This window comes from Spirosoma sordidisoli, from assembly GCF_004138325.1.
Lineage (GTDB): Bacteria > Bacteroidota > Bacteroidia > Cytophagales > Spirosomataceae > Spirosoma > Spirosoma sordidisoli.
This window is the reverse complement of the sequence record NZ_SBLB01000001.1, coordinates 887,494-911,071: the sequence shown is the minus strand read 5'-3', so window position 1 is coordinate 911,071 and position 23,578 is coordinate 887,494. Positions and strand designations below refer to the sequence as shown.

18 protein-coding genes and 1 tRNA gene are annotated in these 23,578 nt (G+C 58.5%); 6 read left to right on the top strand and 13 right to left on the bottom strand.

Annotation, left to right across the window (positions count from 1 at the left end; all coding sequences use genetic code 11):
• Nucleotides 1-171: 171 nt before the first annotated feature.
• Nucleotides 172-245 (bottom strand) — tRNA-Asp (locus EQG79_RS03985).
• A 256-nt stretch (nucleotides 246-501) separates the two neighbouring features.
• Here EQG79_RS03985 and EQG79_RS03980 point away from each other — a divergent pair.
• Nucleotides 502-1,044 carry a PAS domain-containing protein gene (locus EQG79_RS03980; RefSeq protein ID WP_077920522.1) on the top strand — a complete coding sequence of 181 codons (543 nt, stop codon included), beginning with the start codon at nucleotides 502-504 and terminating at the stop codon, nucleotides 1,042-1,044.
• A 127-nt stretch (nucleotides 1,045-1,171) separates the two neighbouring features.
• On the opposite strand, the gene EQG79_RS03975 is transcribed toward EQG79_RS03980, so the two are convergent.
• Nucleotides 1,172-1,360, bottom strand: coding sequence for a hypothetical protein (locus tag EQG79_RS03975; protein ID WP_077920388.1), 189 nt, complete (start codon nucleotides 1,358-1,360; stop codon nucleotides 1,172-1,174).
• A 128-nt stretch (nucleotides 1,361-1,488) separates the two neighbouring features.
• Here EQG79_RS03975 and EQG79_RS03970 point away from each other — a divergent pair, with 128 nt between their 5' ends.
• Nucleotides 1,489-2,514: an alpha/beta fold hydrolase gene (locus tag EQG79_RS03970; RefSeq protein WP_129600083.1), complete on the top strand. Its 1,026-nt coding sequence runs from the start codon at nucleotides 1,489-1,491 to the stop codon at nucleotides 2,512-2,514.
• Here the strand turns inward: EQG79_RS03970 and EQG79_RS03965 are convergent.
• The 3 genes from EQG79_RS03965 to tsaD form a co-directional block, all read right to left on the bottom strand.
• The gene (locus tag EQG79_RS03965) at nucleotides 2,503-3,330 is read right to left on the bottom strand and encodes a UbiA prenyltransferase family protein (protein ID WP_129600081.1); all 828 of its coding nucleotides are present in this window, start codon (nucleotides 3,328-3,330) and stop codon (nucleotides 2,503-2,505) included. The two genes, EQG79_RS03970 and EQG79_RS03965, sit on opposite strands and share 12 nt — an antisense overlap.
• A 33-nt stretch (nucleotides 3,331-3,363) precedes the next feature.
• On the bottom strand, nucleotides 3,364-4,263 hold the full coding sequence (locus EQG79_RS03960; RefSeq protein ID WP_129600079.1) for an MOSC domain-containing protein: 900 nt from the start codon (nucleotides 4,261-4,263) through the stop codon (nucleotides 3,364-3,366).
• Between the two features lie 63 nt (nucleotides 4,264-4,326).
• Nucleotides 4,327-5,325, bottom strand: a complete 999-nt coding sequence (tsaD, locus tag EQG79_RS03955; protein ID WP_077920385.1) for a tRNA (adenosine(37)-N6)-threonylcarbamoyltransferase complex transferase subunit TsaD — start codon at nucleotides 5,323-5,325, stop codon at nucleotides 4,327-4,329.
• Nucleotides 5,326-5,455: 130 nt separating this feature from the next.
• On the opposite strand from tsaD, the gene EQG79_RS03950 reads away from it, so the two are divergent.
• Entirely contained in the window at nucleotides 5,456-10,147 is a 4,692-nt protein-coding gene (locus EQG79_RS03950) for a translocation/assembly module TamB domain-containing protein (protein ID WP_129600077.1), read from the top strand.
• A 12-nt stretch (nucleotides 10,148-10,159) separates the two neighbouring features.
• Here the strand turns inward: EQG79_RS03950 and EQG79_RS03945 are convergent, their stop codons facing one another.
• From EQG79_RS03945 to EQG79_RS03915, 7 genes are all read right to left on the bottom strand, one after another.
• Nucleotides 10,160-10,936 carry a LytR/AlgR family response regulator transcription factor gene (locus EQG79_RS03945; protein WP_129600074.1) on the bottom strand — a complete coding sequence of 259 codons (777 nt, stop codon included), beginning with the start codon at nucleotides 10,934-10,936 and terminating at the stop codon, nucleotides 10,160-10,162.
• 8 nt (nucleotides 10,937-10,944) lie between these two features.
• Nucleotides 10,945-11,988, bottom strand: coding sequence for a sensor histidine kinase (locus EQG79_RS03940; RefSeq protein ID WP_129600071.1), 1,044 nt, complete (start codon nucleotides 11,986-11,988; stop codon nucleotides 10,945-10,947).
• Nucleotides 11,989-11,996: 8 nt separating this feature from the next.
• Entirely contained in the window at nucleotides 11,997-12,689 is a 693-nt protein-coding gene (locus EQG79_RS03935; protein ID WP_129600068.1) for a hypothetical protein, read from the bottom strand.
• Nucleotides 12,686-13,831, bottom strand: a complete 1,146-nt coding sequence (locus EQG79_RS03930) for a serine hydrolase domain-containing protein (protein ID WP_129600065.1) — start codon at nucleotides 13,829-13,831, stop codon at nucleotides 12,686-12,688. Before EQG79_RS03930 ends, EQG79_RS03935 begins: the two co-directional genes overlap by 4 nt.
• Before the next feature lie 18 nt (nucleotides 13,832-13,849).
• Entirely contained in the window at nucleotides 13,850-14,452 is a 603-nt protein-coding gene (locus tag EQG79_RS03925) for a hypothetical protein (protein WP_129600062.1), read from the bottom strand.
• Between the two features lie 130 nt (nucleotides 14,453-14,582).
• Nucleotides 14,583-14,999, bottom strand: a complete 417-nt coding sequence (locus EQG79_RS03920; RefSeq protein WP_077920378.1) for a hypothetical protein — start codon at nucleotides 14,997-14,999, stop codon at nucleotides 14,583-14,585.
• Between the two features lie 141 nt (nucleotides 15,000-15,140).
• Nucleotides 15,141-16,256, bottom strand: a complete 1,116-nt coding sequence (locus EQG79_RS03915; protein ID WP_240699313.1) for an NAD(P)/FAD-dependent oxidoreductase — start codon at nucleotides 16,254-16,256, stop codon at nucleotides 15,141-15,143.
• Between the two features lie 60 nt (nucleotides 16,257-16,316).
• On the opposite strand from EQG79_RS03915, the gene EQG79_RS03910 reads away from it, so the two are divergent.
• Together EQG79_RS03910 and EQG79_RS03905 are read left to right on the top strand one after the other, a co-directional pair.
• A complete protein-coding gene (locus tag EQG79_RS03910) occupies nucleotides 16,317-18,305 on the top strand; it encodes an alpha-amylase family protein (RefSeq protein WP_129600056.1) in 1,989 nt (662 codons plus the stop codon).
• A gap of 47 nt (nucleotides 18,306-18,352) precedes the next feature.
• Nucleotides 18,353-19,378 carry an SPASM domain-containing protein gene (locus EQG79_RS03905; RefSeq protein ID WP_129600052.1) on the top strand — a complete coding sequence of 342 codons (1,026 nt, stop codon included), beginning with the start codon at nucleotides 18,353-18,355 and terminating at the stop codon, nucleotides 19,376-19,378.
• Between the two features lie 186 nt (nucleotides 19,379-19,564).
• Here the strand turns inward: EQG79_RS03905 and EQG79_RS03900 are convergent, their stop codons facing one another.
• Nucleotides 19,565-22,312 (bottom strand): glycoside hydrolase family 78 protein, encoded by a 2,748-nt coding sequence (locus EQG79_RS03900; RefSeq protein ID WP_129600049.1) that lies wholly within the window; start codon nucleotides 22,310-22,312, stop codon nucleotides 19,565-19,567.
• Nucleotides 22,313-22,423: 111 nt separating this feature from the next.
• Between EQG79_RS03900 and EQG79_RS03895 the strand changes: the two genes are divergently transcribed.
• Nucleotides 22,424-23,464, top strand: a complete 1,041-nt coding sequence (locus EQG79_RS03895) for a GntR family transcriptional regulator (RefSeq protein WP_240699264.1) — start codon at nucleotides 22,424-22,426, stop codon at nucleotides 23,462-23,464.
• The last annotated feature ends 114 nt before the right edge of the window (nucleotides 23,465-23,578 follow it).

Here is a 23,578-nt window from a genome sequence, read left to right as displayed (position 1 = left end):
GATTGCACTTACCCTACCTACCCTTCATTGTCAAGATCAGTTGTGATTATTATAAGTCTACAAAGAAATGAGATTTATGTCTAAGTATATGAAATGTTTTACCTATATTTTACCTAAGCAGAAAAAAAGCCTCCAACTCGCTGTGAATTAGAGGCTTACTTAAACTTTGAGCGGTCCGGACGGGGCTCGAACCCGCGACCCCCTGCGTGACAGGCAGGTATTCTAACCAACTGAACTACCGAACCATTTTCGATGAAGGGCCGACCGTTGTCGTTTTCCTTTATCGTGGCACAAAAGTAGAGGCTTTTGGTGTTATACACAAGAGGGCTCCCAAAAAAACTTGCCGGAGCTGATCAGAATGCCGATTTATTGGCTGACAATCAGTTTGGTTTCTGTTAAAAAATTTTTTCGACAGCCAGCCCCTCTTCATCATTTGTTAACCGGCGAAGGTTGCAAAGACCAGACGCAGGTAGTACATTTATCCTGATAACCCAAATGGCCATGCTCACGTCAGAATCGTACGTCGAATTAGTGAACCGGGGATACAGCCGGTCTCAACAGGACGGAAGCCGGCCTTATCCCGTTGCCTGTTATGAAGTTTTTCTGCTAAGCCAGGCGCAGCAACGAGCTAAAAACAAAGAAGCGGCTCTGTTCAGGCAACTGGCCGATATCTTCGACTGGGACCTGCCCCGCCGGAAACGCAACGCTTACCTGCGGAAACTACAGAACGGGCATACCCTCGTGCTGACTGATTTGTCCAGAACAATTCTGTGGACAAGCAAAAACTTTCTGACCATGACCGGCTATGCCCATACCGAAGCCCTTGGCCGGACTCCCAAAATGCTTCAGGGGCCAGGTACCGATGCTCATACCCTGCAACAGGTGCGCGATTCGCTCGACCGGGCCGACTCGGTAGAGGCTGATCTGCTCAACTACCGGAAAAACGGAGAACCGTATATCTGCCGGGTGCATATTGACCCTCTCTACAACAATCAGAACGAGCTGACGCACTTTCTGGCGGTAGAGAGCGAAGTGGCGGCCTAGTCCGGCACCGACAGAATGCACCCATATCGCCCGTCAAACAAGCGGTAGGTAAATCGATACATGAAACAGCCCGGTCCTTTTGCTATAGGCAGCGAAGGGCCGGGCTGTTTCGTTTGTCGGTGTACGTCTAATCCGAGTCGTCGAGTTCGTTGGCGTCGTCGGGCGTCATTTTCTCGGCGTCGTTGGCCTGTAGCGCCTGCTGGGTCTCCGGGCGCGTGGCCGATGAACTGATGTCGGTATCGCCGGGATTTTGCGGGTTAGGGCGGTCCAGGTCGGTCTCGCTGACCTGCGCCGGGGCGTCGGCTCGTTCTTTCATAGCGTTTCGTGGTTTTGGTTTACTGGCAGAACGGCCTCCCTGCCGAAATGTTTACCGCTCAGGCAGGTTTCGGTTTTTTCAAAACTATTGGCCGATTATTTGCAGTTATTACTGTACATATTGCTGCTATGAAACGTTTTTTGATTGTCTTTCGCTGGTCTCTGCTTGTCCTTTTGCTGCTGGTAGTTGGCACCTTATCAGTTGCCTGGTTTGTTGATTTCCGGCAGTCTGATGAGGAACTGGCCGTCGAATTTCAGGAACAGCGCATTCGTCCAACGGTACACCGGTACCAGATCGACACCCCCAACGGTATACCCCGAACCATTCGGTTTATGGAAACACCCGCCCGGGCCGACCGGTCAGATACAGTCGCAAAACCGGTGGTTCTGTTTGTACATGGCGCCCCAAGTTCGTTGTCATTTTTCAACGCTTTCTTTAAAGACACCCTGCTGCTGAACCGCGCCCAGCTGGTAGCGGTCGACCGGCCGGGCTATGGCTTTTCCGACTTTGGCCGGGTCGAAACATCGGTGGTGCGGCAGGCTGAATTTCTGCAACCGCTCATCGATCGATACCGCAATGCCCCGTATCTGATGATTGTCGGCTCGTCGTACGGTGGGTCGGTATCGGCGCGGCTGGCGATGAACAACCCCGGCCTGGTCGATCATGTGGTGTTCGTATCATCGGCGCTGGGGCCCGGGCTGGAGCGTACCTATCCGATCAGCTACCTGGCCGATAGTCCGCTCATTCGCTGGTGCGTACCGACGCTGCTGCGGCTGGCCAACGATGAAAAGCTGGCTCACCAGCGCGCACTCGAAGCCATCCTGCCCGACTGGGCCAGAATCCGGGCCAGTATCACGATGCTGCACGGCCAGCGCGACGAACTGGTTTACCCGACCAATGTAGATTTTGCGCAGAAGAAGCTGGTCAACGCCCGGGTCAAGCAGTTTCTGCTGCCCGAAAACCGGCACGATATCGTGTTCAACAAGCGCGAATACATGACTGAAATCCTGCTCGACATCCTGACCCGGCGCGATGTAAAAGAAGCCGTAAAGGCCAAATCGATGGTGGGGAAAGCCGGGGATGTTCCTAAGCCAAAAACCGCGGGTGAAGCCGGGATGCTGACCACCCTGGCTCCGGTAGCCTCACAGAACTAAAGCCGGCATCCAGAATACGCCGTCGCCCAGCCAGCGGTACCGCTCGTTGCGTAGAAAATAAGCCGGATACCGCTGGATGCCGTACAGCACCACGCTCATCAGCGCCAGAATCAGCGCCGACCGCTGGGCAAACCGATCGTCGGTAGAGAAACATACCACAAAACCGGTCACGACAATACCAAAGGTCAGCCAGCGCAGCAGGGTATCGCAGCGGGCCGCGCCCAGCACGGTAACCAGCGATGACTCGGGCCGGGCCGTGCCTTCGCGCTGTTCCATCACATCGAACAGGAGCAGGTTCTGCAGGGCGATACCCAGAAACATACCAAACTCGGCCAGTTCGATACCGCGAACGGTGGGCCGCTGCGCCCAGACGCTGCCCCAGATGCCGACGGAGTACAGCACCGCAATCATTGGCTCTTTCAGGTGGAGGGCCGGGTGGGCCGACGGGAGCCGGTACACCGCCAGCACATAAGCCGCACACACGCCCCCCAGCACGATCCCAAACTTGACCACCGGAGCGGGCAGAAAGAACGTCAGGATCAGGGCCAGCACCGCCGACCCCGCCACCACGCGCCAGAGCAGCGGGGCATATTGCTGATGAAAGCGGTGTCGGGGCGTTATGGGTTGCGCAGGCTTCTGGATATCGAGCAGCCGGTCTGTCGTATAGATGATAAACACCACCAGCGCCAGCACGATCGGCGTGGCCCAGTGAACGGGATCGACATCGGAAAGGCGGGCGGCCATTCGGTTCGACAGAACGGCCCCCATCACGACGGGGAAACTCAGGTAATAGGCGTTGCGGATAGGTGTAATCAAAACAGGCAGTAGTCAGTAGCCAGTAAACAGATTTCAGGCGGTCAGGTTTTCAGATGATGACAGGGGTGCGGGAGCGGCCAGCCAGGGCGTTGTACGGCTTGTTACCTCAACGGCCTGCCCCACGCTTAGTTGCGCTGATGCGGAAAGGTCGTCAGTAGCTGTAAGTACATTCTGGCCGAACAGAATTTTATGTTTCCACTGGCGGAAGGTGCTCAGGGTCCGGAGGGGTTCTTTGCCGGTTTCGCCGGTAGCGGGGTCGATGGTGGTCAGCACGCAGCGGGCGCAGGGCTTGACGCCGTAGAAGTCCAGTTCACCAACCCGGAACTGGCTCCAGCTGTCTTCGTCGTACGGCTCGCTACCGCTTACCACGATATTGGGGCGAAACCGCTGCATGGTCACCGGCTCCGGCAGCCGCCGGTTCAGCTCGTCGAGGGAAGCCTGCCCGATGAGCAGATACGGGTAACCGTCGGCAAAGCTAACGGCGGGCAGCCGACCGGTTTCATCGGGGCGGGCATAGCCGGGTTCTACCGACCGATGGGTGCTGTCGGGCATATAAACCAGCCGACACGGTTTCCCCAGCGCGTTGGTGAACCAGCGGTCGGCTTCGTCACTGACGGCCAGGGCAGGTACATCCTCACTGTCCCAGATCGTTACCGGCAGCGGAATCAGGGTGTCGGCCGGTGGCGTCAGGGGCAGCTCGAGTACCTGGTCGGGCCGGTGGCGGTGCCAGACGAGCAGCTGGTCGTTGCGGATCGCGACGTCGATCAGCGCCATGTGGTGGTTCGACCGCTGGGTGATGAACAGGCCATGGGTATCGACCAGCATGAACCGGCGGTCGTACCGAAAGCCTCTGGGCGTAACGGTTGCTTCCTGAACGGCGATGCCGCCAAGCGATTTGATGGGGTACAGATACAGCGCTGAAATCGTTGGCATAGAGGGCGGTAGTTAATCGATACGTACTCAGAACGTCAGCAGGAACATACCCATGACGGCCGGCTAGACGTGTAGTCTCGGCAGGGGGCTGATGGTCTGGTCGGCAAAAATACCGGCTTCGTACTTGAACTGGGCAGCCATCGCAATCATGGCCGCATTGTCGGTACAGTACTCGAAGCGCGGAATGTAAACCGTCCAGCCCTGCTCATCGCCCAGCTGCGTCAGCGCCGACCGGAGGCCGCTGTTGGCCGATACGCCCCCGGCAATGGCGATGTGCCGAATGCCCGTTTCGCGAACCGCCCGTTTCAGCTTGGTCAGCAGCATCTGGATCAGCGTGTGCTGAATACTGGCGCAAATATCGGGGAGGTTTTGCTGAATAAAATCAGGATTTGTCTTCGTGTTGTCGCGCAGGAAATACAAAATAGCCGTTTTGATGCCGCTGAACGAATAGTCGAGCCCCGGCATTTCGCCGAGCGGAAACCGGAACGCCAGCGGGTTACCAGCTTTGGCATAGCGATCGATAAGCGGCCCGCCAGGATAGGGCAGGCCCAGCAGCTTGGCCGACTTGTCGAAGGCTTCGCCCACCGCATCGTCCTGCGTTTGCCCAATTACGGTCATGCTGAGCGGCCCGTCGATGCGTACGAGCTGGGTATGTCCACCGCTTACGGTCAGGCACAGAAACGGAAACGGCGGCCGGGGGGCTTCGATGAAATGCGCCAGCACGTGCGCCTGCATGTGGTTGACGTCGATCAGCGGAATGTTGAGGCCAAGCGCCAGTGCCTTGGCAAAGGAAGCCCCGACCAGGAGCGACCCCAGCAAACCCGGACCCCGGGTAAACGCTACCGCCGACAGGTCAGTTTTCGCTATATTTGCGTCGAGCAAGGCCCGTTCCACTACTGGCATAATGTGCTGCTGATGCGCCCGCGAGGCCAGTTCAGGTACCACACCCCCATATTGCTCGTGAATTAACTGCGTCGCAATAATGTTTGAGAGAAGATGACCGTTGGATAGGACAGCCGCCGATGTTTCATCGCAGGACGATTCAATTGCCAGTATATTCACCGTAAAAACAAAAGGATAATGTTTTCTGTAGCTTGTATAAGGAAAGTCGCGGCTAAACCGTTCCCTCAAAAAGACGTCTAACGCATAGCTTTTCCCGCATACACTACCCGATCAGGCATTTCCGGACCGAATGCGTCAGTTTCTCGTCATATTTCTCAAGACACTTCTCTATCTGTTCCTCACGGCGATAGGGTTGCTGGCTGGCGTTATACTGGGGCTTCAGATTCCGGCCGTACAAACCCGGCTGGCGCAGGAGGGCGCTACCTACCTGTCCGACAAACTTAAGTTTCCCGTTACCGTCGGGGGCGTATCGGTCAAGTGGTTCGACTCCATCACCCTCGAAGATGTCAGCATCCGCGATTTGCAGAACCGGCCCATGATCCGGGTCGGGCGACTGGATGCCAACTACAACCTCCGCAACCTGATCGACTCGTCGGCGCATAATCTGCATCTGGATGAGGTGGTGCTTTACCGCCCCAATGTGCAGATGATCAAGAACCCGGCCAACGGAGACACCAACCTGGACGATTTCATTGCGCGCATCGAAGAGCTGACCTCCGACCCGACCAAACCCAGCATCCCGAACCAGAACGTGCCGTTCACGGTGGCCCGGGTTACGCTGGCCGACGGGTCCTATACGCTCTACGACCCGCGCGAGCCGCTCCTCAACAATCCGAACCGCTTCGATTACGATCACTTCACGATTCAGCATATCAACGCCGACGTCAGTAACCTGCTCATTCTGGGCGATACCGTGGCGCTCGATATCAAGGGCCTGTCGGGCGTCGATCGTGACTCGCGGCTGAAGATCCGGCAGCTGGATACCAAACTTCTGTACTGCAACACCAAGCTGGAGCTGGCGCAGCTGTACGCACACATTGGCAATTCAATTATCCGCAACGAACTGGTCTTTCAGTACAAAAAACCGTCGGCATTCGGGCATTTCAACAGCCAGGTGACCATGCGTGCCAACTTCCGCAACAGCCAGGTGCGGTCTAAAGACCTGGGCTTTTTCTCCGATTACCTGCGCGGCCTGGAAGAAACCTGGCTGCTTTCGGGCCAGTTTAAAGGGACCGTTGAGGATTTCCGGCTGAGCCGGACCGACCTGCGGTTCGGAGCGGGGGGGCGGAGCCGCCTGGCGGGCGATCTGGCCTGGAAAGGACTGCCCGATATTGACCGCACCACGGTGGCCTTTACCTTCACGCCCTCGGTGGTGAACATGGCCGACATCCGGCAGTATTACCCCGACCCGGCTTTTAACCAGACCGTACAGAAGCTCGGAACCGTAGCCTTCAACGCCACCTTTGCGGGGGCCTTCGATGACTTCAAAACCAAAGGGGATTTCCGCACGGCGCTGGGTCAGGTAACGGGCGATCTGGCCCTGAAGCTCGGCAAACAGGCCGACCCGACTACCTATGTCGCCAATCTGAAAGCGACTGCGCTGAACCTCGGTCAGCTCATCGACCAGCCCGAGCAGTTTGGGCTGCTCGACGGCGAAGGGCGCATCGTAGGGCGTGGTACCGACCTGGCCCGGGCCAGTGTCGATGTCGACGCCCGGCTGGGTCGTTTCGGCTGGCAACGCTACGAGTACCGGAATCTGACCCTGCGCGGCAATCTGCAAAAGGCGTTTTTTCACGGGCAGCTGGGCCTGAATGATCCCAACGCGGTACTGGCCGTTGATGGCGAGTTTGACCTGCAGGGCGCGCGCAATCGGTTCGATCTGCACGGCACTGTGAAAAAGGCCGACCTGCGGGCACTGGGCTATCTGAGCGACTCGCTCGTGGTGCAGGCCGATCTGGATGTGCAGCTGACCGGAAACAAGCTCGATGATCTGGTCGGGAGTATCGCCCTGCAGAATGCCGAACTAAGCCTGAACCGGCGCAACCTGAGCGTAGGCGCGCTGACGCTGCAATCGACGGTTGAGCGGACCAGCGCACCAGCCGCGCTGCCCGGCCGCGATTCGGTCAGCAACCAGCGGTATTTCGATCTGGACTCGGAGTTTCTGACGGCCCGGCTGCAGGGGGCGTTCCAGCTTCAGCACACGTTCGACGATCTGACCCGGCTGGCGCGCGAATACCAGCTTTATTTTGAGGGCGATGCCGCCGGGATGAAAACCTACTACGAGCAGAAGCGGCTGCGCGCCCGCCGGTTGGGCCAGGCTGCCGCGTCGCGCTATGGCGTCGATTTTCAGTTTACGGCCAAAGATACCCGACCGCTGCTGGCGTTTCTGGCGCCGACCTATCACGTGGCACCCGCGTCGCGGCTCGAAGGCCGGTTTACGGTCGATAGCCTGTCGTTTCTGACGGCTACGCTCAAAACGGATTCCATGCGGCTCGGCTCGCTGGCCTTTGGCCGGAGCGAACTCGACCTGACCAGCTCCAAATACACCTACGATCAGGCCGTGCTGGCCTCGGCGGTCCTAAGCTCAGACCGGCAGACGTTTAGCTCGCTGCTGCCCACCCGGCAGCTGCAGGCCGAAGCCTCGTGGGACGTCGATCATATCGAGTTTACGAGCAGTATCGAGCAGGTCGGCAGCACCAACCGGGCCAACCTGAACGGTGAGCTGCGGTTCAAAGGCGATGCCATCGACCTGACCTTCCGCCCGTCGCGGCTGCGCGTACTCAACGGCGACTGGGTACTGAATCCGGCCAGCCTGATCCGGAAGGTGGGCGACGAGTACACCCTGCGCAACGTGTCGGTGCAGAACCAGGATCAGCTCATCCGCGTATCGGGTCAGATTTCGCCCGACACCACGCAGCATCTCGACATGGTGGCGCAGAACTTCCGGCTGGCGTCACTGAATCCGGTGCTGCTCACCAGCCTGGGCGGGATCCTCAACGGTAGCCTGTCGCTGCGTGACATCTACGAAACCCCCATTGTCGAGAGCGAGCTGGCTGTCAACGCCCTCTCGTACGATAACGCCCTGATCGGCGACGTACACGGGCGCCTGGCCTGGGATCAGTCGGCCCAGCGGCTCAACGTCAACGCCGACGTTAACCGCAACGGAGCCAGTGTGCTGACCCTGACGGGTAACTACACGCCCCAGCAGAAGGCCAGTCCGCTGGCCCTCAGCGCTAGTGTGAACGATGCCGATCTGCACGTGCTGGAAGCGTTTACGACCGGCCTCTTCTCCAACCTGGGCGGAACGGCCAGCGGTAAAATTGCCGTTACGGGTCAGCCATCGGCACCCGTTTTCAAGGGAGAGCTGGCCGTAAAAGGGGGCCGGGGCCGCTTCGACTACCTCAAAACCGACTTTACCTTCGACGATATTATCTACTTCGGAGAGAACGAGATCATTACCCGCCGACTGACCCTGCGCGATACCGACGGCAATACCGCTCAGCTGCGGGGTGGGGTGTATCACGACGGATTCCGGTATTTCACCCTGGGATTCGATGCTGATTTCAGGAACTTTAAAATCCTGAACACGACGGCCAAAGACAACGATCTGTTCTACGGTCAGGCTATCGTGACGGGTAAAGCTGAACTCTACGGACCGCTCAACAACCTCACCATCCGGGCCAACGCGACCAGTAATAAAGGTACGCGTATTTTTATTCCGCTCGATGGAGCCACGTCGGTCGCGTCGGACGATCGGATTCGGTTCGTGAACCGGAACGCGCTGACGGCTGGCCAGCCTGCCAGACCCACCGACGCCACACCAGCCTCGGGCGACGTTGACCTGTCGCGGATTCAGATGGATTTCAACTTCGACATTACGCCCGATGCGTATTGCGAAATTCAGCTGGACCGGCAAACGGGCGACATCATCAAAGCCTACGGCCAGGGTCGGCTTGGTATGAAAGTCGATACCAAAGGCGACTTCACCATGACGGGCAGCTACGAGATCCAGAAAGGGGATTATACGTTCACCTTCCAGAACGTGATCAACAAACGATTCCAGATACAGCCCAACAGCCGGATCACCTGGACGGGCGATCCCTACGGTGCCCTGCTCGACGTAACGGCGGCCTACACCCAATACACCTCGCTGGCCCCGCTGCTGGCGGTGAATGGCTCCAGCAGCACCACCAACCGAACCGCTGATCAGTCGCGCCGGTACCCGGTCGATCTGCTCATCAAACTAAACGGCGAGCTGGGTGCGCCCGCCATCAGCTACGACCTCGATGTGAAAGAATACCCGGCTTCGTCGGATTTTCGGCAGGCGGTGACCAGCTTCGAGTCGCGGCTGCAGAGCAACGAGCAGGAACTGACCCGGCAGGTCAGCAGTGTTCTCCTGTTCAACCAGCTGCTGCCCGAAGGCACCAGTCTGTTCGATCAGAACCAGGTCAACTCGGGTGTGGCCAATAGCGTGAGCGAACTGCTCTCCAACCAGATCAGCCGACTGGCCTCCAACCTGGACGAGAACCTGGATGTGGGGGTGTCGTTTGGCGGCTTTACGGGCTTCGGTACGCAGCAGAACGAAAACCTGCTCAACAACCTGCAACTTCGCTTCTCGTACCGGCTCCTGAACGACCGGCTCCGGATCAGCCGCGACGGTGGGTTTACCTACGGCCAGAGCCAGTACAACGCGGCCAGTCTGCTCGGCGAGTGGACCCTCGAGTACTTCATTACGTCTGATGGCCGACTGCGCGCCAAGATGTACAACCGCAATCAGCAAAGTATACTGGGGCAGGGGAGTATCAACAGCACCATTACCACGGGTGGTGGACTGAGCGTGCTCTATACCCGCTCGTTCAACCGGATCTTCAACGTTCGGCGGCCAACGCCCGGCATACAGTCGGCCCCGCCCGCCCCCAGCGAGCCGGCCCCCACGGCGCCCAGCTCCATCACCACCTTCACGAGCCGGGGCGCTTTCTAGCAGGCCGGAGACTTATTCGCCCAGCCAGGCTCTGAACTCACCGGCTTTGTCGCGGCTGATAAAAATCGCTTCATCGACGGGAAGTTTGAGGTCCAGTTTTAGCCGGCCGTTGAAGTGGATATGCACCCGCTGGATAACCTGCGCATGCAGGATAAACTGCCGGTTCGCCCGGAAGAACAGGTTCGGGTTGAGCCGGTTTTCAAGTTCATCGAGGGTGTAATCCATGAGCAGCGCGCGCTGATCCCAGGTATGTACGAACGTGAGCCGCTCGCGGGTCGAAAAATAAGCCATCTCGGCCACATCGACCGGCAGCAGCCGTGATCCCTGTTTGAGCAAAAACCGGTCGCGGTAATCGGGCTGGGCTGTCGGTTCGGGGCGCAGGCTAGCGATCAGTTCGCGCAGGTCGGTGCTGGCGCGGGCCGCCCCGAAGAGCCGCTGCATGTCGCGGAACTTCTCCAGGCTCCGGCGCAGGGCAGTTTCGTCGATGGGTTTCAGCAGGTAATCGACGCTATGCACCTGAAAAGCCCGGAGGGCAAAGGCATCGTAAGCCGTCGTAAAAATGACCGGACATCGTACTTCCACCTGGTCGAAAATCTCGAAGCTTTGCCCGTCAACCAGCTCAATGTCGGCCAGTAACAGATCGGGCTGCGGGTGCGTCTGGAACCACTGGGTCGCGCCGACCACGCTGTCGAGTACGGCAAGCACGCTGATGGCGGCATCGAAGTCCTGAATCATGGTCCGGAGCTGCCGGGCGGCCAGTGGCTCATCTTCAATAATCAGTACGTTCATGGGCTGGGTCAGGGGGTCTGGAGAGGCTTGATCAGCGGCACTTTTACCTCGAAGGTGGTTGCATTTTCGTGAATTTCCACATCGGGCTGGTTGAGCAGCCGGTACTTCTGACTGATGGTCAGCAACCCTTTCTTGTCCGACGCCACATCGGAGCGGGGCCGACGCTGCAGGTTATTTTCGACGACCAGAAACGCTTCGTCGCTATCGTAAATCCGGATCGTGAGGGGCTGGGTTGTGCTGACGACATTGTGCTTTACGGTATTCTCGACCAGAAGCTGCAGGGTGAGCGGAGGCAGTCGGTAGTGGCGATAGGCCGGATTGATGGCAATATCGAGCTGGAGGCCGTCTTCGAAACGGGTCTTGAGCAGGTTGATGTAGGCGTGCGTAAAGGCCAGCTCGCTCTCCAGCGAAATCAGGAGCTGGTCGTTGCTTTGGAGAAGGTAGCGGTACACCTGCGCCAGATCACCGATGAACTGCATCGCTTTCGGATTCTCGTTGGCCTTCACCAGCGCCTGCAGGGTGTTCAGGCTGTTGAACAGAAAATGCGGCTGCACCTGGCTGCGGAGCGAGCTGAGCTGCATTTCGAGCTGCGCCCGCTGTAGCTCTTCGGCCTCCCGCTTGGTACGAAGCCACTGCCTGAAAAAGTAGCGCGATTCATAGATCGATACGATAATGGCCAGATTGAACAGGCCGATGCCGAACATGAACGGAACGTCGCCGGTATCCCAGTCCGGTTGGTTGGCGAAGACCCAGTAGCGCGCCAGCATAATCCGGGCGCCGACCAGCAGGGCTGTTACGGGCAAGCCGGCCAGTACCAGCCAGATCAGCCGTTGCCGGGTGCGCTCCAGGCCCGCGTATCGGCGCTGGGCCTGCATAACCAGCCACCGTACCGTAAACCAGGTCATGTACAGCGTTACGATCCCGTACGGCACAAATCGCCAGGGACTTACGGTAGCGTGTACCAGCGTAGACAGGTTGAAGAATACCGTGGCCACCGCCCACAGAATGAGCGGTCCGGCCAGACGCAGGGTCTTATCGTTTAGTTCGTTCATGGTTCGTTTTATAACCTCAGCTCAACCCACAGCCCAAACCCGACGTGCCAGAGCGCATAATGCCCCAGCCGGATCATGAGCCCGGCCAGAAACCCGTACTTCCTGAAAAAATAGGCCTGCAACAGATTCATCAGATACCCACTGGCAAAACTATACGCGATCAGGGCCGGTGAGTCGGTGATGAGCTGCTCCAGCGGTTCAACCAATGACGAGAGGCCTGCCAGTAGCCAGAACAGGCCCGTATGCCGGGGATTGGTAAGCGCGTACCGGCCAATAAGCCACATCAGAACCGGAATGGGCAGGAGCCGGTACAGCACGTCGACATACAGCGCGCCCGATCCGTACAACAGTATCGAATAGGGAAATGGCTGCATGAAAGGCAGGAGCGCGGTAACCGGTTCGGGATGGATAACCCAGACAAAAACCAGTACATCGGCCAGCGCGAAGAGGAGCCCGACGACCAGGGGGCGACCCAGGCGCTGCCAGTTGGTGACGCGCCGATCGAGCAGGTCGGCGAAGCCCGTGCGGGGTGCCAGCCAGACGCCCACCGTGCCGAGGGCTACCAGCCCGACGCCATCCCAGCCAAACTGCCGGAGATTCGCCACGCCCTGGCTGTCGAGGTAGCGGCCCAGCCCGAGCGTAATCAGGCAGAAGCCAATCAGACCGGCGTAGATCTGAAGCGATGAGCGGGATGCTGTCATTTCATGAGTCGGTCCATGAGCCGTTTGTCGGAGCCGTTGCCGTTGTTTTTGTACAGGACAAATACGCCCCGGTTGTGGGGAAAATAAAGCAGGTTGGCTTCGATACCTACCGAGCCGCCGTTATGGCCGTAGGCCAGTCCCAGCCCGGTTTTCCAGTGTTCTACGCCCAGCCCATACTCGCAGTCGCCGTCGGGGCAGCTGGGGAGCCGGGTGGGCTTGAGCATCTCCGTCAGCCAGGTGTCGCTGAGCAGCTTACCGCCAAAGAGCGCTTCGGCAAACGTAGCCAGGTCGGCCGCTGTCGAGATGATACCGCCGTCGGCTTCGCCATCGCTGTCGGCCCGGTCCCAGTGGCTGACGTCGAACAGGCGTCCATCGCCGTAGAGGTCGGCATAGCCGCGTACCAGCTGGCTATCGTCTCGTACTTCCAGGTAGGTGTTGTTGAGTGCGAGTGGGTTGAAAATCCAGTCGTTCAGTACGCTTTGGAGGGGTTTGCCAGTTTGCTGCTCCAGCAGTTTCCCCAGCAGCCAGTAGTTGGCATTGCTGTAGCTCCAGCCGGTTCCCGGCGTGAAGTGCAGTGGTTTTCCGTATACATAGGTAGCCAACAGCTGATCGGTGGTCAGGCTGAACCGTTCCGGCGCGTTATCGACAATGCGGAGCTGATACCGGATGCTCTCGTTGGGCGGGTCGGTGATACCACTCGTATGCGACAGCAGGTGCCGCAGGGTGATCTGGTCGGCCTGTGGGATATGGCCTGCGGTATGGGGCAGCAGGGTCGCCAGCCGGTCGTCGAGCCGGAGTTTGCCCTGCTCCACCAGTTTCAGGACCGCTACGGCTACAAACATCTTGGTGATACTCCCAACCCGGAACTGGCTACAGGGCAGTATGTCGGTCTGGTATTCCAGATTCGCTTTCCCGACGGCGCCGATCCAGCGCGGTTCGCCCGGTTTTTGAATGAGCAGGATGCTGCCCGGCGCGACCGATTGCTGTCGGTACTGCTGTAGTTCGGTCAGGTACGTCTGGTGGCGCGGGTGTCGGGCGTAGGCCGACAGGTCGCAGGGGAGAGGGGTGGGTTGCGGAACGGCCAGGGGCTCGCAGCCCATGAGCAGGCCCAGCAGAGCGGGCCAGTAAGCAGATAAGTTCATGATTGGGATGAGGAAGGGTTACGGATTGACCGGAAATCGGGTACCTATGTGCAGGGCTGAGTGGGGAAGCACCGGAATACCCCGGTTGCTGAAGGGTGTTTCGCCGAAGGCTTCGTAGCGGGTGAAGAGGGTGACCGGCATCGTTGTCTGCCGCCCGAACTGGTAGCCGACACCCGCGCTGACCGACGGCATGGCGCGCAGCATCCAGCGGGACGCCAGCCTGAAATCGCCGGTTTCGGTTCGTTCGTATCGACGGAGCTGCTGCGACAGTCCCAGCGCGCCCAGGCCAATAAAGCCTTCGGCAAAGAAGCCACCTATGAATTTACGGTACCCCAGCTCGGTATTCAGGTACAGGCCGCTTTGCAGGCCCCGGTGGTGGTAAAAACCGACATTCAGCGTCTGAATCAGCTGCGAACCCGGCCGGTTGCGGTAATAAAACTCCGTGCCGATGCGAACGCCGAGGTTGGGTCGGCGCAAAAACCCTTTGAAGGTGGGCAGGCTAACCGACTCGGAGAAGAGCGAGATCGTTAGTGGGCGGGCTGGTGGACGGATGGGATCGTCCTGGGCGAGGGCGACCTGAGCGGAGAGTACCGCCAGGGCCAGGGTATGTCTGATGGTCATTGTTTTTGTTGGTTACGGAGCAAAACTAAACCCCGGCTTGCCGAAGCAGACCGGGGTAAGTATGAAGGGTTCGTAAAGTGAACTGAGTTGTTTGAAAGAGCGCCCGAGCCGTAGGGGGCTGATAGGTAGTTTATTGGAGACTTACCGACCGAACGGGCTTTTCAGCTTTAGGCGTGCTTAGTTTGAAGTCATACTGGTCGTGCGTGTTTTTGCCTGAGATACGAAGGCTATAGGCGCCGTCTTCCAGATCGGCCACGTTGAAGCGGAGCCGGTACTTTTCCCCTTTCTTCCCGATCGTCTGGTGAGCCAGCACCCGACCGCTCTCGTCGGCGATGAACACGCGGACCAGTTGGCCAGCGGGCTTCTCTACGTTTACGTTAATCACCTCTCCTGAAGGTGACGAATACATACGATGACGAACGGCGGATTTTACGAGGTGGTCGTCGGTCGGGCCGGCCTGGGCGGCACTGGCCGTGAGGGCAATCAGCCCACAGAATGAACCTAGCAGAAGCAGGCCCAGCAGAATTGATTTGGCTACAGTTTTCATGTTGTGTTCAGTAGTTTCTGGTTGTTGTTTAATTTGAACACAACAAAGGTAGGGTGGCCTAAACCGCTGCAGAAGAAGGGGTTATACGAAGTGCGTAAAAGAGGTTCTGAACGGATGAATTGCCCGTATGAAGCGTGCCGATCAGGCAATGACCTGGCCGTGGGTTTGCCGCATAACCGTACGCAGGGCCGGTTTGAACGCGCCAAAAGCCCGGATTCCCGCTTCGGTCAGCCAGGGGCGGCCAAATAGTTTCTGCACGGTTCGGCCGACCCACAAACGCCGGGCAAACTGCGCTGACCAGGCCTGCTGGTATTGATGCTCCAGCGCCGGGCGACTGAGCTGACCGCGCAGATAAGCGTCAGACAATTCACTGACGAGTTTGGCCCCGTGAATGGCCATGGCCATGCCATTACCGCAGAGGGGCGTTATCAGCCCGGCCGAGTCGCCCGCCATCAGCAGATGATGGTCAACCGCCAGTTTGGGCGCGAATGAAATTTCGTTGATCACTTCGGGTTTGGCGTACAGGAACGTAGCCCGGTCGAATACGGCTTTCAGGTGCGGGTTCTGATGAAGCACCGCCCGCTCCATAGCCGGAATGTTCCCGTACCGGCGCAGGTTGGCGCGGGTGGTGAGATAGCAGACGCAGTACGCATCGTTTTCGATAGCCGACATGCCGCAGTAGCCGTCCGAAAAGTTGTGCAGCGCAATGACGTCGGTGGGCAGATCGATCCGAACGTGGTATTTCACCCCAACATACGGCGAAGGCTGGTGCATGAAGGGTCGGTCGAGGGTTTTGTCGAGCCGCGACCGTTTGCCAAAGGCGCCGATCACGAGCCGGCCTGACAGGGTCTGTCCGTGGCTGAGGGTAACGGTGAACACATCGTCCTGAAACGAGACGTCCTCGACTGACTGGCCCAGCAGGAAGGTTACCCCGGCGGCCTGCGCCCGCAGGAAGAGTTCATAGTCGAGCGTGTAGCGGCTGATGCCGAAACCGCCCAGATCGAGCGGACTGCTGAGTAGCCGACCCGAGGGCGACGAAATCTCGAAACGCCGGATGTCGGCCGCGCCCAGCCCCGCCAGATCGATGCCCAGCGATTCGACGTAGGCCCTGACTTCGTTGGAGACGTATTCACCACAAACCCGGTGGAAAGGATATGTTTTTCGTTCGATCAGTGTGACGGTATGGCCAGCCCGCGCCAGCTCCAGTGCGCTGACCAGTCCGGCGAGCCCTCCGCCTATTACGATAACATCCTGCATACTAAGCATGACAAACAAAGCTGACATTTGGTTTTGTGAAAACCGTTTTACATTTGCCCCATGCCTACAACCCTCAGCGAACTGATAGCCGACTGGCAACAACAACATGCCACCCATACGGACGCCTACCTGTCGGGCCGATCGTCATTCATACCCGGTTTATTACCCCAGACCGCCGTTCAGTTTTCGGTCTATCAGACCCTTGACCTGCTGCACAAGCGGCTGGGCACCGACCTGCTGCGTCGGGCGCTCGACCCCGCCGAGACCATACCCAGCCCTGTAGCCCGCGAAGCCGATGGCAGCTGGCTGAAACAGAGCAATATGGTGGGCGTAAACGTCCGGACGATCGGGTCCTTCTGGAAAACGGTGCAGTATACCCTGACCCTGCCCGCCTGCCACGACAGTATCCACCTGCTGCCGATCTGGGAGCCGGGCGTGGTCGGGAGCCTGTACGGCATGGTCAGCTGGCAGATCAATCCGGAGTTTTTCGATACCGACCTGGCCCAGTATGTGCCCGCGCTCAATACGGTAGAGAAGCAGCTGAAGGCTGTCATCAACCTCCTCCATGCTACGGGTCGCACGGTGGGGATGGACGTTATTCCGCATACCGACCGGTTTTCGGAGATGGTGCTGACCCACCCGTCGCTGTTCGAGTGGGTACACCGCGACAAGGCGCGCATCGTTGACCATACCAGTAACGTGTACCGCTACGTGGAAGAAGCCATCTGGCAGTTTCTGCGGTATCAGGGAGCGGCTGATGGTAGCCCGCTGAACTTTGCCAAAGATGCGTTCTTTGCTTCCAACCGGCCCGACGGACCCCATCTGCTGCTGACGGATGAGCAGCGGGTGCGGATGCTGTTTGGTAACCCGGCCGACTATGGCGGGCGCCTGAACCGCCGACTGGCGCTGATCCGGCATCTGGTCGCACAGGGATACGAAACCCTGCCCATGACCATGGGACCGCCGTATCGGGGCCTGCATATCGACCCAATCGATTTCGTAATCGATGACTTCGGACAGCGCTGGTACCAGTACGCGTTCGATCGGCCGCAGCCGATGTCGAGGGTGTTTGGTCCGCTGGCCCGGTACCGCTTCTACGAGTCGAAAGACAATAACGAAAAATGGGAGCTTGACTTCGACCGGCCCAACTATGCCGCCTGGGATTACATCTGCCGGCGCGTACACGACTGCCAGCGAACCTATAACTTCGATTTCATGCGGGGCGACATGGCCCATGTGCAGATGCGGCCGGATGGCGTACCCGACATGATCGGGCATTATTACGACCCGCTCCGGTCCATCAAACGCTACGTTCGGGGCAACGGCGTTCCGTATTTCGCGTTCTTCGCAGAAACGTTCCTGGCCCCGCCCGATGTGATGGGCTACGGTGACGAACTCGACCACCTCGATGCCATCGAAGCCGACTCGACCCTGGGCGATCTTCAGTCGCTGGTCGTTGGTTCCGATGCGTTCGTGGGGCAGTTTGCTTTGTATGATCAGTACCGTCAGGTGCGCCGGTTTGCGCCGAATTTTACTGTAATGACCGCCGATAAGGACGACCCGCGCTTCGATGCATTTTACCGGACGGGCAATCTGTTCCGCTACTTTACGGCGCTGTTCCTGACCGACTGGCCTAGCTATACGGGGCTGGGTTTTGAAGTGCGTAACCAGCACGACGAGCGCGGAGCCAACGAAGAATATACCAAGCTCTACGTGTTCCGGATCGAGGATGACCGCGAACCCGATAAGGTGACACACGGCCCGTTTGTCTGGGGCGAAAATGCCGATCAGTTTGCCGCCATTACCCGTATCCGTCAGTTTGCCGAACAGGTGTGGCCGGCTATTCAGGGCCGGGACACGCGCTGGCTCGTGGGGCCGGCTGACGGTCAGTCTTACATTGCCTGGACGCACGTTGAGGATAGCGACTATGCCTTTGCCGCCAGCATGACCGGCCAGCTAACGGAGACGGATCTGACGGGCCTGCCCCCCGGTGATGTTGTTTTCGACGAGGCCGGCTGCCGGGTCTGGCGGCTTGAAGCGGGCGAATAGCCGGGAGAATGGTGGGTTAAGAACCGTTCAGCACGTACCTTTACCTGATGAATCGCAACGTACTCGACGGCCTTAATTTTGCGTCCAAACTGACGCCCAAACGCGTAGCGAACGCGCTGAAGGTGGTGTCGAGTTATTACCGATCGCGGCAAACGGGGCAGTCTGTACACAGAGGACTGCCTATGTCGGTGTCGTTTGAGCCAACTACCTCCTGCAACCTGCGCTGCCCCGAATGCCCCAGCGGCCTCCGTTCTTTCACGCGGCCTACGGGTATGCTCGGCGAGGACCTCTATAAACGAACGATCGACGAGCTGCATGAAACGCTGTTGTATCTGATCTTCTATTTTCAGGGCGAGCCGTATCTGCATCCGCAGTTTCTGGAGCTGGTCCGGTACGCTACCGACCGTAAAATCTACACGGCTACGAGTACCAATGCTCACTACCTGACCGACGCGAACGCCCGTAAAACGGTGGAGTCGGGCCTGGATCGGCTGATCATCAGCATCGATGGTACAACCCAGGAGGTATACCAGCAGTATCGGGTGGGCGGCCGGCTGGAAAAGGTACTCGAAGGCACGAAGAATATCCTGCGCTGGAAGAAAGAGCTGAAGTCTCGCACGCCCCATGTCGTATTCCAGTTCCTGGTTGTGAAGCCCAACGAGCACCAGATTGCGGAGGTGAAGAAGCTGGCCCGCGAACTGGGCGTCGACGAGGTGGGCCTCAAAACCGCGCAGATCTACGACTACGAACATGGGTCGGACCTGATTCCGACGCTGGACCAGTACAGCCGGTATGCGGCACAGGCCGACGGAACGTACCGCATCAAAAACGGCTTTGGCGACCATTGCTGGAAGATGTGGCATTCGTGCGTCATCACCTGGGATGGGCTGGTGGTACCCTGTTGCTTCGATAAAGATGCGCACCACCGGCTGGGTGATCTCCAAATCGAATCGTTTGCCGATCTCTGGCACGGTCCGGCCTACCACGATTTCCGGCAAACGCTGCTCCGGTCCCGTTCCGACATCGAGATGTGCCGCAATTGCACCGAAGGAACAAAGGTCTGGGCCGATTAGCAGCAGTTACGCAGTCAAGGCATTGTATTAGCCGCGCCCGGCAGCTCCACATGCCAGCCCGGCGCGGTAGGTGCGGCATGTTCATAACCGCGTCGATGCACATCCATACCCATGCCGCACCTACGGCGCTTGACGATGTTACGCATCAATGTTGCTATACATACCACACCTACAGCACCGGATGGGTTATTTCTCGGGATAGGTGAACGTGTACTCACCCGATCCGACTTCCATCGCCAGCGACCCTTTGTCGGGCGTGACGTTTCGGCAGTCGGGAACCTGGGCGAGCGGTTTGCCACTCTCGGTAACGGTGGCGGCTTCGGCGCGGGGTAGCCGGATCAGGGCTGTCGTGTTGGCCGGTACCCTGATCCGAATCACCAGCTGACCGTCTTTCCGCTCCCAGCCCGACTCGATGTCGCCGTAAGAACTCTTCATGGCCGCTTTGGCAAAGGTCAGCCGGTCGGTTGGCTGTGGCTGAATCCGGATTTGCTTATAACCCGGCTGGCCAAGTTCGATCCCCGTCACAACGCGGTACATCCAGTCGCCGATAGCACCGTAGGCGTAGTGGTTGAACGAGTTCATGCCCTCATCCTGAAAGGTGCTGTCGGGTTTGATGCCGTCCCAGCGCTCCCAGATCGTTGTTGCCCCCATCCGAACGGGATACAGCCAGGAAGGATAGGTTTCCTGCAGCAGTAGATCGTAGCCCACATCGGTAAACCCATTGTCCGACAGAACGTGGCAGAGATAGGGCGTACCCAGGAAGCCGGTCGAGAGGTGATTTTTGCGGCTTTTGATGTCGTTGACGAGGTGCTGGGTGGCCAGCGGCCGCAGCTCGTCGGCCAGCAGGTTGAAGTTAAGCGCCAGCACGTAAGCCGTTTGCGAGTCTGACGCGATACGACCCGAGGGCGTGACGTACTCCCGCTGAAAGGTAGCTTTGATCGACTCGAACAGGTCGCCATACTGCCGGGCATCGTCGGTCTTGCCCAGTACCGTAGCCGCCTTGCGGAGCAGATCGGTCGAGTAGGCATAGAACGCGGTGGCAATCATGTCGCCATTGGTATAGCCGTCGGGTTCGGTATGACTGTACATGTGTGGTTTGTAGAACAGCCAGTCGCCGAAGACGCTGCCGCTCTTCCAGATGTTGGCGACCCCGGCTTTCTTCCGGATGTAGTCGACATACGCTTTCATGCTGGGGTACTGGGTTTCGAGCAGCCGCCGGTCGCCGTAGAGGTTGTACATGGTCCAGGGGCCAATGGTGGCGATGTCGCCCCAGCCTGCCGAGGTGGCTACCTCGCGGTTGCCCGTCTTCGGATCGACCCGGCTCAGGATGTCGGGCACCACAAACGGCACGGCGCCTTCGGCACTTTGATCGGCGGCCACGTCGGCCAGCCAGCGGGTAAACAGAGCCGCCACCCCCCGGTTGAATCCCGCCGTGCGGCAGAAAGCCTGCGCATCGCCGGTCCAGCCGAGTCGTTCGTCGCGCTGCGGACAGTCCGTCGGTACGTCGACGAAGTTGCCTTTCTGTCCCCATTCGATATTGCGTTGCAGCTGATTGATCAGCGCACTGGAGCACTCGAACCGGCCCGTGAGTGGCATGTCGGTATGGATCACGACGCCGGTCAGGTGCTCCGGTTTCAGCTCGCCCGGGAATCCGTCGACGGCTACGTACCGGAATCCCATAAAGGTAAAATGAGGCTCGTAGACTTCGTTGCCGCTGCCGCTGAGGGTGTAGGCCAGTTCCTGTTTGGCCTCGCGCAGGTTAGTGGTGTAAAACTCTCCTTTCTTGTCGAGCACTTCGGCATGGCGGATGCGTACCGTTGTGCCCGCCGGGCCGCTCACCCGCAACCGAATCCAGCCGGTCATGTTCTGGCCAAAGTCTGCCACTAGTGTGCCCGATGGTGTCCGGAAAATACGCTGGGGTTTCAGCTCTTCCTGCCGCCGAACGGGCTCGCTGACGGTAGCCCGCAGGTTGGTAAGCGGATAGCTGGCAACGCGCACCGCCGACCAGTCAGCCCCTCCCGAACCTGTTCCCGGTGCATCCCAGCCTGCCCGGCTCAGGCGGGCGTCGTAGGTTTCACCGTCGTACAGTTCCGACTGCCGGATGGGGCCGTTGGTGCTGTACTGCCAGCTGCCATCGGTGCCGATCACGTCGGTGGTGCCATCGGTATACCGGATAACCAGCTGAGCCAGTAAGCCGAGTCTGTTGCCGTAGTACTTCGCGTTATTCGTAAACCCGATCACGCCGGCATACCAGCCTTCGCCAATCTGCGCTCCCACCACATTGGCGCCGGTGCGGAGTTGGCTGGTTATGTCGTATACCTGATACTGAAGCCGTTTGGGATAAACCGTCCAGCCCGGCGCCAGCAGTTCATCGCTGACGCGCTGGCCGTTGAGCCGGAGTTCGTACATGCCATGGGCGGTAGCGTAGGCGCGGGCCGACGCTACTTTTTTTGTGATCGAAAACGGCTTTCGGAGCATAATGGCCGGGGCACCCGTTTTAACGGTATCATTGGGCTCGATCCAGGTAGCCCGCCAGTCGGTAGAGGCTAGCAGCCCCATTTCCCAGTAGGCAGCCGAACTCCACGGACCTGTTTTCCCAGCCTGGTCGTAGGCGCGTACTCGCCAGTAGACCCGCTGGCCCGAGCGCAGGGCCGGACCTTCGTAGGGAAGGAGTACCGAGGCATCGGATGGTATCTTGCCGGAGTCCCAGCCCAGTTTTTTGAAGGTCGGCGTGTCCGAGGTCTGGATTTGATACGCGGTTTGGCGTAGGTTGCGTCCGTTACCGGTCAGCTGCCAGCTCAGGCGGGGCTTTGCCTCGTCGAGGCCCAGCGGATTGGTGCGGTGCTCGCAGGTTAAAGCAACGGGGCTGAGTTGCGCCCGAACGGGCGAATGAAGCCATAAACTAAGCACAATAAGCAATACAGCAGGTCTCATAAGTACGTAAAGTCAATCGTTTACAGATCGGTAGCAGTCGGACCAAATGTGTAGGGCTGCTGCCGGTCAACTTACCTACTCATTCCTATAAAAACCAAACTTTTTGTTGGAATGAGTAAATTTAGCGCCATGAATACCGTATCGCTTATCCGGATCAACGACCAGTCGAGTACCCCCAAATACCAGCAGATCTATGAATCGGTGGTGGAAGGCATCGAGCATGGCGACAGTCGGCCGGGCGATAAGCTGCCGTCGATTCACGAAATCAGCGCCGAGTTCAACGTGGCCAAGCGAACCGTTGAGCGGGCCTACGACCGGCTGAAAGAGCAGGAAATCATTGTGGCCGTAAAGGGGAAAGGTTATTACATCAACCACTCGCCGGTGGGTCGTAATCTGAAAATATTCCTGCTGTTCAATAAGTTAAGCGCTCACAAGAAGATTATCTACGATTCGTTCGTGGAGACCGTCGGGCCCGACGTTACCATCGACTTTTACATTTATAACAACGACTTCCGGCTTTTCAAAGCCCTGCTCGAGAAAGAAGGTGCCCGGCATACGCATTATGTCATCATCGGCCATTTTTTCAACGGCGACGAACAGGCCCGGCTGCTTATCGACCAGTTACCGAAGCATAAACTGCTGGTGCTCGATAAGCATATCGAAGGGATATCGGGTCAGTATGCCGCCGTGGTGCAGAATTTTGAGAAAGACCTCATGCAGGCGCTGACCGAAGCCTTGCCGCTGCTGCGTAAATACACGACGCTGAACCTGCTGTTTCCGGCCCAGAGTTACCACCCGCGCGCCATCCTGAACGGTTTTTACCGGTTCTGTTACGAACATGACTTTACGGCCCACGTCATACACGATATTGATAACGAAGTTATTACGGGTGGAAATGCCTATATCAACATCATGGAAGATGATCTGGTCACGCTGATCAAGAAAATAAAGGCTACCTCGTATTCGGTAGGGCAGGAGGTCGGTATTCTTTCGTATAACGAAACGCCCCTGAAAGAAATCCTGCTGGACGGTATCACCGTAATGTCTACTGATTTTGCGCAGATGGGCCGAACAGCCGCCCAGCTGATTCTGGAGAACAGCTGCCGTCAGGTCGAGAACCCGTTTCAGCTTATTGTTCGTCAGTCGCTATAGGGAAGTAAGCCCTCCGTTGAGGCTGTCTAAAGAACCCGGCCTGCTTTGTCAGGTGGTAGGCATGTATAGGAAAGTGACCCCGCCCGAACCCAGCTACTTTGTCGGGCCAACTTA

What these genes read in the sequence shown, in the direction of transcription:
- EQG79_RS03980 (WP_077920522.1), top strand. Translation starts at nt 502, where the DNA reads ATGCTCACGTCAGAATCGTACGTCGAATTAGTGAACCGGGGATACAGC.
- EQG79_RS03975 (WP_077920388.1), bottom strand. Translation starts at nt 1,360, where the DNA reads ATGAAAGAACGAGCCGACGCCCCGGCGCAGGTCAGCGAGACCGACCTG.
- EQG79_RS03970 (WP_129600083.1), top strand. Translation starts at nt 1,489, where the DNA reads ATGAAACGTTTTTTGATTGTCTTTCGCTGGTCTCTGCTTGTCCTTTTG.
- EQG79_RS03960 (WP_129600079.1), bottom strand. Translation starts at nt 4,263, where the DNA reads ATGCCAACGATTTCAGCGCTGTATCTGTACCCCATCAAATCGCTTGGC.
- EQG79_RS03950 (WP_129600077.1), top strand. Translation starts at nt 5,456, where the DNA reads ATGCGTCAGTTTCTCGTCATATTTCTCAAGACACTTCTCTATCTGTTC.
- EQG79_RS03945 (WP_129600074.1), bottom strand. Translation starts at nt 10,936, where the DNA reads ATGAACGTACTGATTATTGAAGATGAGCCACTGGCCGCCCGGCAGCTC.
- EQG79_RS03940 (WP_129600071.1), bottom strand. Translation starts at nt 11,988, where the DNA reads ATGAACGAACTAAACGATAAGACCCTGCGTCTGGCCGGACCGCTCATT.
- EQG79_RS03935 (WP_129600068.1), bottom strand. Translation starts at nt 12,689, where the DNA reads ATGACAGCATCCCGCTCATCGCTTCAGATCTACGCCGGTCTGATTGGC.
- EQG79_RS03930 (WP_129600065.1), bottom strand. Translation starts at nt 13,831, where the DNA reads ATGAACTTATCTGCTTACTGGCCCGCTCTGCTGGGCCTGCTCATGGGC.
- EQG79_RS03925 (WP_129600062.1), bottom strand. Translation starts at nt 14,452, where the DNA reads ATGACCATCAGACATACCCTGGCCCTGGCGGTACTCTCCGCTCAGGTC.
- EQG79_RS03920 (WP_077920378.1), bottom strand. Translation starts at nt 14,999, where the DNA reads ATGAAAACTGTAGCCAAATCAATTCTGCTGGGCCTGCTTCTGCTAGGT.
- EQG79_RS03915 (WP_240699313.1), bottom strand. Translation starts at nt 16,256, where the DNA reads ATGCAGGATGTTATCGTAATAGGCGGAGGGCTCGCCGGACTGGTCAGC.
- EQG79_RS03910 (WP_129600056.1), top strand. Translation starts at nt 16,317, where the DNA reads ATGCCTACAACCCTCAGCGAACTGATAGCCGACTGGCAACAACAACAT.
- EQG79_RS03905 (WP_129600052.1), top strand. Translation starts at nt 18,353, where the DNA reads ATGAATCGCAACGTACTCGACGGCCTTAATTTTGCGTCCAAACTGACG.
- EQG79_RS03900 (WP_129600049.1), bottom strand. Translation starts at nt 22,312, where the DNA reads ATGAGACCTGCTGTATTGCTTATTGTGCTTAGTTTATGGCTTCATTCG.
- EQG79_RS03895 (WP_240699264.1), top strand. Translation starts at nt 22,424, where the DNA reads ATGAGTAAATTTAGCGCCATGAATACCGTATCGCTTATCCGGATCAAC.